At 50.0% G+C, this 13,010-nt stretch carries 12 protein-coding genes; 2 read left to right on the forward strand and 10 right to left on the reverse strand.

Going from position 1 to position 13,010, the window contains the following annotated elements; translation table 11 throughout:
* Window positions 1-60: 60 nt before the first annotated feature.
* From HNY42_RS13870 to HNY42_RS13915, 10 genes are all read right to left on the reverse strand, one after another.
* Window positions 61-1,464 (reverse strand): M23 family metallopeptidase, encoded by a 1,404-nt coding sequence (locus HNY42_RS13870; protein ID WP_188004676.1) that lies wholly within the window; start codon window positions 1,462-1,464, stop codon window positions 61-63.
* A 41-nt stretch (window positions 1,465-1,505) separates the two neighbouring features.
* Entirely contained in the window at window positions 1,506-2,405 is a 900-nt protein-coding gene (gene ftsX, locus HNY42_RS13875; RefSeq protein ID WP_012371286.1) for a permease-like cell division protein FtsX, read from the reverse strand.
* Complete coding sequence (gene ftsE, locus HNY42_RS13880) at window positions 2,395-3,081, reverse strand: cell division ATP-binding protein FtsE (protein WP_014971187.1); 687 nt, start codon at window positions 3,079-3,081, stop codon at window positions 2,395-2,397. Before ftsE ends, ftsX begins: the two co-directional genes overlap by 11 nt.
* 194 nt (window positions 3,082-3,275) lie before the next feature.
* Complete coding sequence (cccB, locus tag HNY42_RS13885; RefSeq protein ID WP_188004677.1) at window positions 3,276-3,638, reverse strand: cytochrome c551; 363 nt, start codon at window positions 3,636-3,638, stop codon at window positions 3,276-3,278.
* Window positions 3,639-3,748: 110 nt separating this feature from the next.
* The gene (locus HNY42_RS13890) at window positions 3,749-4,618 is read right to left on the reverse strand and encodes a YitT family protein (protein ID WP_131502204.1); all 870 of its coding nucleotides are present in this window, start codon (window positions 4,616-4,618) and stop codon (window positions 3,749-3,751) included.
* A 101-nt stretch (window positions 4,619-4,719) separates the two neighbouring features.
* Window positions 4,720-5,223, reverse strand: a complete 504-nt coding sequence (locus tag HNY42_RS13895; protein ID WP_114595101.1) for a GNAT family N-acetyltransferase — start codon at window positions 5,221-5,223, stop codon at window positions 4,720-4,722.
* 66 nt (window positions 5,224-5,289) lie between these two features.
* On the reverse strand, window positions 5,290-6,390 hold the full coding sequence (gene prfB / locus HNY42_RS13900) for a peptide chain release factor 2 (protein WP_131502206.1): 1,101 nt from the start codon (window positions 6,388-6,390) through the stop codon (window positions 5,290-5,292).
* A 67-nt stretch (window positions 6,391-6,457) separates the two neighbouring features.
* Window positions 6,458-8,977, reverse strand: a complete 2,520-nt coding sequence (gene secA, locus HNY42_RS13905; RefSeq protein ID WP_114595099.1) for a preprotein translocase subunit SecA — start codon at window positions 8,975-8,977, stop codon at window positions 6,458-6,460.
* A gap of 217 nt (window positions 8,978-9,194) precedes the next feature.
* Window positions 9,195-9,758 (reverse strand): ribosome hibernation-promoting factor, HPF/YfiA family, encoded by a 564-nt coding sequence (hpf, locus tag HNY42_RS13910; protein ID WP_026827559.1) that lies wholly within the window; start codon window positions 9,756-9,758, stop codon window positions 9,195-9,197.
* A gap of 282 nt (window positions 9,759-10,040) precedes the next feature.
* Window positions 10,041-10,241 (reverse strand): cold shock domain-containing protein, encoded by a 201-nt coding sequence (locus tag HNY42_RS13915; protein ID WP_026827558.1) that lies wholly within the window; start codon window positions 10,239-10,241, stop codon window positions 10,041-10,043.
* 250 nt (window positions 10,242-10,491) lie between these two features.
* Here HNY42_RS13915 and HNY42_RS13920 point away from each other — a divergent pair, with 250 nt between their 5' ends.
* A complete protein-coding gene (locus HNY42_RS13920; RefSeq protein ID WP_026827557.1) occupies window positions 10,492-10,998 on the forward strand; it encodes a competence protein ComK in 507 nt (168 codons plus the stop codon).
* 94 nt (window positions 10,999-11,092) lie between these two features.
* Window positions 11,093-13,003, forward strand: coding sequence for a hypothetical protein (locus HNY42_RS13925; RefSeq protein WP_188004678.1), 1,911 nt, complete (start codon window positions 11,093-11,095; stop codon window positions 13,001-13,003).
* Window positions 13,004-13,010 lie beyond the last annotated feature (7 nt).

Here is a 13,010-nt window from a genome sequence, read left to right on the forward strand (position 1 = left end):
TTTTTCAGTATAGCAAAAAAAGATAGGTTACCCTATCTTTTCGTCAGTCGCTCGTTGAAGTTATAAGATGTACGGTGCCGGATCAACCGCATTTGGTTGCCCGACAGCCCACTCGCCGCGATGGATCTCAAAGTGGAGATGCGGTCCTGTCGACCAGCCGGTTGAACCGAGTTTGCCGACGATATCCCCCGGCATGACTGTTTGTCCCGCCTTGACCGAAACCGAATCGAGATGGCCGTAAACAGTCGTCCAGACCTTTCCGTCAATCAGGTGTGTAATCATGACGACATTTCCATAGCCGGTCGCACTTCCGGCGCGGAGGACAATCCCCCCTGCCGCTGCTTTAATCGGGGTTCCTTTAGCATTAACGAGATCCAGTCCGGTATGCCGTTCCGATTTTCCGGTCAACGGATTGTTGCGGGGACCGAACGGGGACGAGACGTAGCCGGTGACAGGCAATAGGAAAGGCTTTACGATCGTGCCCGGTTCCGATGTCTCCGGTTGGGCAGAAGGTGTTTCCGTCACCGGTTCCGAAGCCGTCGGCGGACGGGACGTTGGTTGATTTTGTTCTTGCTGTTCTTTTTCTGCTTTTGCTTCCTGTTCTGCCTGCCGCTCAGCTTCTGCTGCTGCCTCTGCTTCCCGGGCAGCGGCCGCTCTTTGCGTCGCTTCGGCACGTTCTTTTGCTTCTTGTTGCGCCCGTAGTTCGGCCGCCCGCAATTCTTCCAACTGACGGCTGATCAGACGTTGCTGGTCTTCAAGGATTGCAGCTTCTTCCGCTTTCGTGAACTGTTCCTGTTGTAACTGTTCGACCTGACTGTTCAACCGGACAACCAACGTCCGTTTGACTTCTGATTCCGCGATGATCCGGGTCTGCAAAATCAACAGCTTCCGCTGCTCTTTTTTTAATTGTCCGAGTACGAGTTCCTGCTCGGACCGTTGTTCGGTTAACTGTTTGACGTTCGCCTGGTATGTCTGCAGGACACCGTCGTCCTGCTTGATGATTTCGCTGACAGTACTGAAACGTGAAATCAAATCCCCGAAATCCTTGGCATCGAGCAATACTTCGATGTATTTGACATCCCCATCCCGTTGGACGGACCGCAACCGGTCCCCGATCAATTTTTCCTGTGTCCGGAGTTTGGATTCCGTTTGACCGACGGCACGGGTGACGATCGCCAGTTCCTCTTTGGCAACAGAAACAGCCGCCTGTTGATCCGCAATCTTACTCGCTAAATCTTCCAGACGGCTGTTGACTTCATCAAGACGCACTTTCGCTTCCTTGCGCTCCTGTTTCGTCAAGACTAACTTCTCCGATGTCTGATTCTGCGATTGTTCCGTCTCTTGCAGACGGGACTCGACCTCCTGTTGTTCCTTCAACAAATCTTCCTTGGACGTTGCCTGAACGGATACACTTGAACCAATTAATGCCAAGCTTAGGACGGTAGAACAGAATCGGACCTTCATGAGAAGCATCTCTCCTCTATCTTTTATTTGATTTTCAGAATTTAAATCTTCAAGAAACGGCCAAGTGACGTCGTTGATCCCCATACACCGATGAAGGCACCGAGCGCCAGCAGGATGACGGAAACCTGAATCGACAGTTCACCCGGTGGAATCAAGGTGAAGATCGAGGCATTCAATGATACGAGCTGTGGTTGCAACGCATTGTACGTCACTTCGTATCCGAAGTAGACGACGGCAATCGGGATTAAGGCCCCGAGGACACCCATCAACAGTCCTTCAATGAAGAACGGTGCACGAATGAAGCCGTTTTTTGCACCAACGAGTCGCATGATTTCAATCTCACGGCGACGTGAGAAAATCGTGACCTTGATCGTATTCGAAATGAGGAACATCGCCATGAATGTCAAACCGACAATCAGGATGATTCCGCCGATCCGAACCCCTTCAAGGAAGTTGAACATCTTCTCAACATAATCTTCGCCATATTCGACACTATCTATATTTTCCATTTTTTTGACGGTATTTGCAATAGTTTCTGTCTCATTTGGTGAAGTCGCCTTGACGATATACCGGTCGTGGAGCGGATTATCCTTCTCAACCGACTGGTAGGCTTGTGATCCTTCGCCAAGCTGTTCCTTGAAGCGGTCCAGTTCTTCTTCTTTTGAGCTGTAACGAACAGATTCAACACCCGGCATCTGTTCTAGTTTTTTTCCAACTGCATCGATTTTTGCCTGATCGGACTCTCGTTCGACGAACACTTGAATTTCGACGTCTTTTTCGACGTTATCGGAAATCTTGTTGACGTTGAACATGACCATCGCAAAAATCCCGACGAGTAATAAGGTCACGGTAACGGCACTGACGGAAGCGAATGTCATCCAGCCGTTTCGGACGAGACCTTTTGCCCCTTCCCGTAAATGACGGAATCCATTAAACTTCATAGCCGTACATTCCTTTCTCTTCGTCTCGGACGATTTTTCCACCGTCAATTGCGAGGACGCGATGACGCATCTTATTGACGATATCTCGGTTGTGGGTCGCCATTACGACCGTTGTCCCACGGCGATAAATCTCTTCAAATACTTCCATGATCTCCCATGCTGTATCCGGGTCGAGGTTTCCTGTCGGCTCATCGGCGATGACAAGTGAGGGACGATTGACAATGGCTCTCGCGATCGAGATCCGTTGTTGTTCTCCACCGGATAATTCATCTGGATAGTTTCGTTCCTTGTGCTTCAGCTTCACAAGATCGAGTACTTCAAGCACTTTCTTACGGATTTGCGAGCGGTCTTCCCCGACGACTTCAAGGGCGAACGCGACGTTTTCATAAACCGTCAAGGACGGGAGTAGTTTAAAGTCTTGGAAGATGACGCCGATTTGGCGACGAAGTTCGGGGATTTGGCGGTTTTTCAACTTACCTACTTCAATTCCTTTAAATAAAAACGAACCGCTTGTCGGACGTTCTTCGCGATACATCATTTTCATGAATGTCGATTTCCCGGCTCCGGATGGACCAACGATGTAGACGAATTCACCTTGGTTGATCGTCAAATTGACTTCACGAAGTGCCGTGACACCGTTCGGATAAATTTTGCTGACTTGTTGCATCTTGATCACTTGCTTCACATCCTTACTTGATTACTGATGGTGATCAGATAGGTCTTAACGCCTACCGAACCCCATTATAACAGGCAACAATTTTTAAGCACATTACAATCAAATGTCATTTCCGGCTGATTTACATAAAAAAAGGGAGCCGGACAGCGAACATTTGTCATGTTCGTCATCTCTAGCCCCATACTATCACATAATTATTTTTTGTCAGCTAACCAATCCGCAACGGCGACGATTTCTTTATCGTCTTTCAGGATACCGGCCGGCATTTGCCCTTTACCGTTTTTGATGATTTCCTGAATTTCTTCCGAAGAATATTTCGCTCCGACTTTCGTCAAGTTCGGTCCGACATTTCCCTCGAGATTATTCCCGTGACACGAGGCACAGTTGTTGGCGAAGATTTTTTCAGCGTCAACCGCTGTTTCTGTTTTTGACGAATCATCGCTCATCGTCGATTCGTCTTTTGATGTATCCGACGAACTTGAATCGTCACTGCCACATGCACCGAGTACAAGCGTCGCGCCGAGTCCGGCTGCGAGTAAAAGGTTTTTCAGTTTCATCCGTATATCCCCCTTAGTAAGTACCAAATAACGTCGTTTGTTATTAGAGTATAACCGTTATCGCTACTTTTTAAGCGTGATTTCACAAAAACTTCACGAATAATAAACGATTACGGCACATTCCGGTACCGTTTATCATCTGAAAAACCAAGTCCCAGCACTTCATGGGCTTCACTGACGACCAAAAAGGCTGTCGGATCGATGTGCTTGACGATTTCCTTTAACGTCGTGATTTCCCCCTGCCGGACGACGACCATCAACATCGGTTTGCGTGTCCGTGTGAAGGCACCGGCGGCTTCGATTTCCGTCGCTCCCCGGTCAAGCGTTTGGAAAATCTCTTTGACAAGCGCTTCCCGTTGATCCGAGATGATATACGCCAGTTTGTCATTCGTGATACCGAGTTGCACAACATCAATCATCTTGATCGTAATGAACAAGGCGACGAGGGCATACAAGCCGATTTCAAGCGAGAAGATGATCGCAGCACTGATGACGATCGTTCCGTCGAGCATGGCGATGCAGAAATGGAGCGGAATTTTCGTGAAGCGGTGCAGAATCTGGGCAATCAAGTCCATCCCGCCGGTCGAGGCGCGGGCTTTAAAAATCAGACCGAGACCGATTCCGACACCGGCTCCGCCGAAGATGGCAGCAAGCATCGGATTCATCGTCGCTGCCGGTACGTCAAACCGTTCATAAACCAGGATGACGACCGGTAAAAAGATCGAGCCGACCAGTGATTTGACGCCAAATCCCATCCCGAGAATCATCCAGCCGATTGCGAGCAGGACAATGTTGGCAATCAATTGAAACAAGCCCGGTGAAATCCCGAACAGATCGTTTAAAACGATCGACAGACCGCTGACGCCTCCGGAGGCCAACTGGTTCGGTGCCAAAAATAAACTGAAGGCACTGGCGACGAACACAGAACCGAGTAATAAATAAATATAGTCGCGAACGACTTCCTGACGTGTTGATGTCATAACGTTACATTTCCCCTTATATAAGTTCTACAACCCGTTTTTCATTTTAGCGGAAAAACAGAGGAGCGACTAGAAGGGCTGAGCAACTCGCAGTGGTTCTCTTATACCGCACTAAAGGGTTTCGAGTACCGGACGACACCACGAATCCCTTTTAACGCCTGCCGCTCGAGCGGCATGACGAGAAAGACGTCCGTCGGTACCGGGAATGGCGCTTCGATACCGTAATCGACGGCCCGCTCGAACCCGAACTGTGGATAATAACTGTCATGACCGAGGACGACGATATGCGATTCACCGGCTTCCCGGGCATCTTCAATCACTTGACGGATCAGTTCCGACCCGATACCTTTCCGTTGCCAGTGTGGTTTGACACCGACCGGCGCAAGTGCGAGCGACGGGATGTCTTCGATGTAAATCCGGCTCAGTAAGACATGTCCGACAATCTCTCCCTTGTCCGTGACGGCGACGCGGCTGTAGTGCGGGAGTGACGCCTCGTCTTCCCGTAACGCTTCGACAAGATCGGCTTCCGTCCGCTGACCAAACGCGGCTTGATGGACAAGCCGGATTCCGGCCGCGTCTTTGAATATTTCTGTACGAATCTGCATCTGTTTCGCCTCCTGAATCGATTAGTAGAAAAAAACCGCCGACACAAAGGCCGACGGGATATAAACTTACATATTCATTAAGCGCAGGTACGCATCGATGAAGCCCATGATGTCTCCATCCATTGCCCCTTGCGTATTCCCGACTTCGTAGTTCGTCCGGTGATCCTTGACCATGCTGTATGGGTGGAAGACGTACGAACGAATCTGGCTGCCCCACGCGATGTCTGATTTTTCACCGCGGATTTCGTCGAGTTTCTTTTGCTTCTCTTCGATTTCACGTTGGTAGAGTTTTGCTTTCAACATCTTCATTGCCGCTTCACGGTTCTTGATTTGCGACCGTTCCTGCTGACATGACACGACGACGCCTGTCGGGATATGTGTGATCCGAACGGCAGAGTCCGTCGTATTGATGTGCTGTCCACCGGCACCGGATGCCCGGTACGTATCGACACGTAAATCTTCCGTGCGGATATCGATATCGATGTCATCGTTGAATTCCGGCATGACGTCACACGACACGAACGACGTATGGCGACGGCCTGACGAATCAAACGGTGAAATCCGGACAAGACGGTGAATCCCTTTTTCCGCTTTCAAATACCCATAGGCATTGTGCCCTTGAATACGGAGCGTGACCGATTTGACACCGGCTTCGTCACCCGGCTGATAGTCCATCGTTTCGACTTTCCAGCCCTGCTTGTCGCAAAAACGCTGGTACATCCGGAGTAACATCGATGCCCAGTCCTGCGACTCGGTTCCGCCGGCTCCCGGGTGTAATTCGAGAATCGCGTTGTTGGCATCGTATTCGCCGTTCAACAGGATTTGCAATTCGAACTCGTCAAACTTCCGTTTGATATCGCCGAGTTCCGACTCCAGTTCTTCCTGCAATTCGACGTCCGGCTCTTCTTTAATCAATTCGTACGTCAGGACGATGTTTTCGTGACCGTCTGCGAGGTGCTGGTATTTATCGACCATTGCCTTCAGACCGTTTGATTCGTCGATGACTTTTTGCGCCGACTCCTGATTGTTCCAAAAGTCCGGGTATGTCATCTCATTTTCAAGCTCCTCGATGCGTGAGATTTTGTTCTCGAGATCGAGTGATGCCTTGTATTCATCGAGTTTCTTTTCCATCCACTCGGCGGTATTGCGTATTTCTGCTAATTCCATTGTGTTCCACCTTCTCTTTCCGTCAAAAGAGGCAGGAATCTCCCGCCTCTCTCAGCCGCTTCGTCACTTATGCCTGACGGCCGTGACAGTTCTTATATTTTTTACCGGATCCGCACCAACATGGGTCGTTACGTCCGATTTGTTCATTTGGATTTTTACGGACCGGTGCTTTTTTGACGACCTTGTCCTCTTTACCGGAAACGGCGACTTCGTCTTTGACGACTTTTTCGCGTTTCAAGTTCGGATCAAGATCCGCCCGGAGAACGAACTGTGTCACTTCTTCCGCAATCGCTGCGTTCATCGTATCAAACATCATCGAACCTTCCGATTGATACTCACGAAGTGGATCGTTTTGACCGTAGGCACGTAAATGAATCCCTTCACGCAATTGATCCATCTGATCGATATGGTTCATCCAGTGCTGATCGACAGCGCGGAGAACGATGACTTTCTCAAACTCGTCAAACGCTTCTGCCGGTACTTCCGAGCGTTTGTGCTCGTAATGGGCGAAAGTCCGTTCTTTTAACAGTTCGATGATTTCTTCGCGTTCCTTGCCGAACAGATCCTGTTCCGACACTTTTTCTTCGAGCGCAAGTGTCTGGTTCGCCCACTCTGCTAACGCACCGATGCTCCACTCTTCCGGCACGAACTCGATTGGCGTGTACTGATGGACACCCGCTTCAATCGTCTGTTCGATCATCGGACGGACGATGTTTGAAACCGACTGGGCATCAAGAATGGCTGCCCGGTCCGCGTACATGACTTTCCGTTGGTCCGCCATGACGTTATCATATCCGAGAACTTGTTTCCGGGCATCAAAGTTATTTCCTTCGACCCGTTTTTGTGCCGATTCAACGGCCCGTGAGACCATCCGGCTTTCGATGGGTTGGGAATCGTCCATTCCGAGACGGTCCATCATCGATTGCAGGGAATCTGATCCGAAACGGCGCATCAATTCATCTTCGAGTGACAGATAGAACTGTGATGCCCCCGGATCTCCTTGACGTCCGGCACGACCACGAAGCTGGTTATCAATCCGGCGTGATTCGTGACGTTCTGTCCCGAGGATATAAAGACCGCCTTTTTCGATGACCCCTTGTCCAAGCTTGATGTCGGTACCACGACCGGCCATGTTCGTTGCGATCGTTACCGAGTTCGGTTGTCCCGCATTTTCAACGATTTCCGCTTCCCGTGCATGGTTTTTCGCATTCAAGACTTCGTGGCGGATGCCGCGTTTCTTGAGGATGCTGCTGAGGAGTTCAGACGTCTCGACCGCTACCGTACCGACAAGGACCGGTTGTCCTTCGCGGTGGGCACGTTCGATTTCGTCCGCGACTGCCGCAAATTTCCCGTTCATCGTCTTGAAGATCAAGTCCGGCTGATCGTCCCGGACGATTGGTTTGTTCGTCGGAACCGGAACGACATGCATGTTATAGATGTTACGGAACTCTTCTTCCTCGGTTTTTGCTGTCCCGGTCATTCCGGCAAGCTTCGTGTACATCCGGAAGAAGTTTTGGTACGTGATCGTCGCAAGTGTCATCGATTCACGTTGAATCTCGACGCCTTCCTTCGCTTCAATCGCCTGGTGCAGACCTTCCGAATAACGGCGGCCTTCCATGACACGTCCCGTGAACTGGTCAATGATCATGACTTCGTCTTCACGAACCATGTAATCAACGTCCCGGTGCATGACGGAGTTCGCACGTAGCGCAAGACTCAAGTGATGGTTCAACGCGATGTGGTCGAGCGCAAACAGGTTATCGATGCCGAAATATTTTTCAGCACGGTCGATTCCCTGTTCCGTCAGTAAAACACTTTTCGTTTTGATGTCGACGGTATAGTCTTCGTCTGCTTTCATCATCTTCGCGAACGTATCCGCCTGCGAATAGAGCGCTGTCGATTTTTCGGCAGAACCGGAAATGATCAGCGGTGTCCGCGCTTCATCGACAAGAATCGAGTCGACTTCATCGACGACAGCGAAGGACAGCGGACGCTGCACGCGGTCTTCTTTATAGAGGACCATGTTGTCACGCAGGTAATCGAATCCGAACTCATTGTTCGTTCCGTATGTGATGTCACAGTTGTAAGCCGCTTGTTTTTCCTGGCGCGACATGCTCGACAAGTTCAGACCGACTGATAAACCGAGTGCTGCGTAAAGTGGTTCCATGATGTCCCGGTCACGTTTCGCCAAATATTCATTGACGGTGATGACGTGGACGCCGTTTCCGGCGAGGGCATTCAAATAGACAGGAAGTGTCGCAACAAGCGTTTTCCCTTCCCCGGTCTTCATTTCAGCGATATCGCCGTTGTGCAGGACGTATCCGCCGATCAGCTGGACACGGTAATGACGCATCCCGAGGACACGCGTTGAAACTTCGCGACAGACCGCAAAAGCTTCCGGTAAAATATCATCGAGGTCTTCCCCGTTCTCAAGACGAGTCCGGAATTCGACCGCTTTTCCTTCTAATTCTTGATCCGATAAGGCAGCGACTTGTGCCTCAAATGATTCCACGGCATCCGCCGCTTTTTCTGCTTTTTTCAGAACACGTTTCGTCGGTGCGAATAACTCTTTTAGAAAATTAGCCATGCCTTACAGTCCCCTTACTTCGAACGATTCTTTAAACGAACAGAATTCCGAGATTTTTCCTTTATTCAGTGTACCGAATACGCCGTCAAATTTCAACACGCGGACCATCCGCGTCACGGGAAATCCAACTTTAGTCTGAGACAACTTCTATTCATGAATAGTTTTTTATCATACCAAAAGAGGACTTACTCCATGGAGTAAGTCCTCTGTAGATTCATTATTCTGGTTCAATCAAGCCGTAACGGCCATCTTTTCGACGGTAGACAACGTTCGTGTTACCCGTTTCAGCGTCCGAGAAGACGAAGAACGTGTGACCGAGCATATCCATTTGAAGAATTGCTTCTTCCGTATCCATCGGTTTGAGTGTGAAACGTTTTGTCCGAACAAGTTCGAGTTCCGCTTCATCCTCTTCGTAGACAGGTGCTTCTGCCTCCGGTCCTTCGAGCGTTTTGAAGTACTCCCCAATACCGCCTTCTTTGGCACGGCCTCTCCGGTTGATCTTCGTTTTATGTTTCCGGATCTGACGTTCGAGCTTATCGACGACAAGGTCGATGGCTGCGTACATGTCGCCATTGACATCCTCTGCCCGTAACAAGAGGTTTGGCATTGGAATCGTCACTTCGACTTTTTGTTTCTCATTGTTAACTTTGAGATTAACATAAGCCGTCTGCGCTTCCGTAGGAGTTGTGAAGTAACGAGTTAACTTTTCAAGCTTTTTCTCGACGTAATCCTTGAGAGCATCTGTGACGTCCAAGTTTTCACCGCGAATGTTGTAGATCATGTAAACTCCTCCTTAAGTAACCGGTTGAACCTATGAATTCGTCATCGTTTCAGACGTTTCCTTCTGAAGATTCAAAATTCTTTTGGTTCGTAATTATTATACCACGATAAGCCATGCAAGGAAATGAAAACGATGACATTCTGTTGAACATCCACCTTGAACCTTAGCGTACTATAATAGTTTTGCATGTTGATATTAGCGTATATACCCTTAACAAATTGAGATGAAACAAAAAAACCGCTTTTAGGAGATTCCTAAAAACGGTGGCGGCTGCTAACGGGATTACAGTTTCGAGACGTTTGCTGCTTGCGGACCACGATCGCCATCGACGATTTCGAATTCTACTTCTTCGCCTTCTTCAAGTGATTTGTAGCCCTCTGCTTGAATTGCCGAGAAGTGGACGAAGACGTCTTTTGCATCCGATGTCTCGATGAAGCCGTAACCTTTTTCAGCATTAAACCATTTTACTTTACCTTGTTCCATTCGAATTCACATTCCCTTCGCAAACTGGATAGCGAGAGCAAGCTCTCTACCATCTATACTAGCAAAAGAAACAATTATTGACAATTAAAAATTCTGATTAATTTGAATTCAATATCATATAAAACCTATTAAAGGCACTTATTACTCTTTTTTTCAAAAAATTACATTGTCATTACAGGTGTAGTATTGTATTATATCGTTAGTAATTACCTATTTTATCCATTGTCCTATCTAAGGAGGATGCAGTCGAATGCGACCATTCCATAATGACGAAAAGTATCGAATCACGAAGCGGACCGTTGCGATTTTACCGTGCTATGACATGATGAAACAATCCATCATCGTCTTAGAGGACGGGTCAACAATCATGACGCCGCTTCGTCCGTATCAACTCCTGCAGTTATCCTGCAGACAGTACAACAGTTCCATTGAGGAACGGATCGTCACAGCCAAACGTGTCGCTTCCGTGAAAGGAAAAGTCCCTGTCGTCATCGAACCGACACTCGGTCTCGTCTTTTTCCCTACCAAATCACCGAAACGTGATGATTGCGAGTGGTACGCCTGGAGCCACATGTCCGAAGTCATCGAGGAAGACGGACAGACTAAACTCAAAACTCGTAATGGCATGATCCTTCCCGTAAACGCCTCTCCTTACATCGTCCGCAACCAAATGAAAGCAACCGGCGAGCTGATGGCTCGTTACCAACAATTAAACGCGATGACATTAGAGGACCGCTTTAATGCAATTAAATCTTAAAAAAAATGGGTTGGGCGATGATTTCGCTCAATCCTTTTTTGTTTGTGCCGATATATAATAAGATGAAGAATTTTTCAAGAAAGGAGGTTCATCGATGAATATCCAGATGAATCCAACAAGTCCGACCCGTTCCGCCCCTGCGGCTACCTTATCGGAGACTAAAACATACAGCGGAACCGTCCTTGAAAAGACAGGACCGAATACAGCCCTCGTCCAAGTCGGTCGCGAAAAGGTCGAGATGACCTTCACGGGAGATGTCCCGGAAGGCACGTTCCAATTCCAGGTCAAAGGCCAAACGACGGAAGGTTACCTGATCGAACAGGTGACGGAGCAGGCCGATGTCCCGGTGACCGGACCTGCCAAACCCGATTCGTCTGGTGTCGATGCCACCTTACTCGACGATCTCCCACCGGAATTAAAACAAGCCATTGCCCGACTGCTTGCGACCGGTCAACTGCCGCAGACGCCGGAAACGGTTGCCCGCCTCGTCGCTGCCCTGCAGGGGACCTACAAGGACTTGGTTCTCCAGCTCGTGACACGCCCGTCCGACAGTGCGTTGCCGCCCGATGCCGATGTCTTGATTGCCCAGTTGCTCGGCTCAACCGATGCATTGGTCGACGTTTTACCGGAACGACAGGCCGTCATCGAGAAACCGACACTCAGCAACGTCATCGCGCTCGACGTCGCCCGTACGACGCTTCCGACGCATCACGATATCGATCAAGCAACACCGGTTGCCCTCCGGCAGATCGCAACGCATGTCCCGCACGACGCTCAACCGGAAATCCTCGCCCGGATCGACCGTGGTGAGTTGACAGAGGTCCGGGAGCAGCTGCGGTCCTATTTTCCGAGTGAACGCCCCACACTAACGGAACGGCCGGTAGCAAGCAAGCTCGAACAACTGACGGCCGTCATCGCCCAGGCGCAAGTAGCGCCGGCAGAAAAAATTAGTCCGCCCGCCGCACCCGTCCGGTCGAATCTGACGGTCATTGCCGAAGTGACACCCCGACTCGCCGAAGTGACAAATGACTTCCGGCGTGAGCAACGGACGATCGTCTCGCAACTGCGGCAAATTGAACCGCTTGTCGAGGAGCGTCCGCTCCAGATGGCCCAAGTCATCGAAAGTACGGCAAATCGCCTGCGGCAAACGTTCCAGCAGACGGACGCAATGTTACATACGAGCATGCGTGATGAAAAACAATTGATCCAACTGTTATCAAAACTCGAACGGGGAACGGAACTCGCCCTGCTCGGACGCGGCGCGGAAGCCAAAGCCGTCGTCCAGGATGTCCGCCAAACACTGGAAGCGTTCCGCTACTCCCCGGCGAATGTCCGGACAGCTTACTTACCGGAACTGAATCCAAGCTTACGGCCGGCTGTTGCAAACACGCAACAAACGCCGGTACCGCAACAAAGCCAGCCGGCTTCGACCGCGCAACGACCGTTTCCCTACGAACCGGGACAAAACAGTCCACGGGTTTTACAGGAGACAGTCCAGAAAACGCTCCAGTTGCAGACGGCAGAATTGAAACTCGCGACACCGGCAGCGAATCCGGAAGCGGCGAAACTGCAAACGTTCCTGAACACACAGCAGCAGGTCAATAAACCGGACAGCAACCAGCAGTTGCAGCAACTGTTGCTCGCCCTGCCCGTCCAGCTCGTCGAAGGCACCGCCGGACTCCACGTCCACTTACAAAACAAACGACCGGATGAAGTGATCGACTGGGAAAACAACACGTTGTATGTCCAGCTCGAGACACCACGTCTCGGTGACATCGGCGTCCGTGTCGAGACCGTCAGCCGGAAGATGCAGATTACGATCGAAAATGATTTCCCGCTCCTCGAGCGTCTAGCAACACCGTTCCTCGAACGGACGACGGAAGCGTTACAAGCAACCGGTTATCAGGACGTTCGTATCCGCTTCGATGCTTTCACGAAAGATCAGACAACACCGGAAACCGTCAAACCGGACGAGACACCAACCGGTTACGATTACCGGATTTAAGGAGGCC

It is taken from the genome of Exiguobacterium sp. Helios (assembly GCF_014524545.1).
Lineage (GTDB): Bacteria > Bacillota > Bacilli > Exiguobacteriales > Exiguobacteriaceae > Exiguobacterium_A.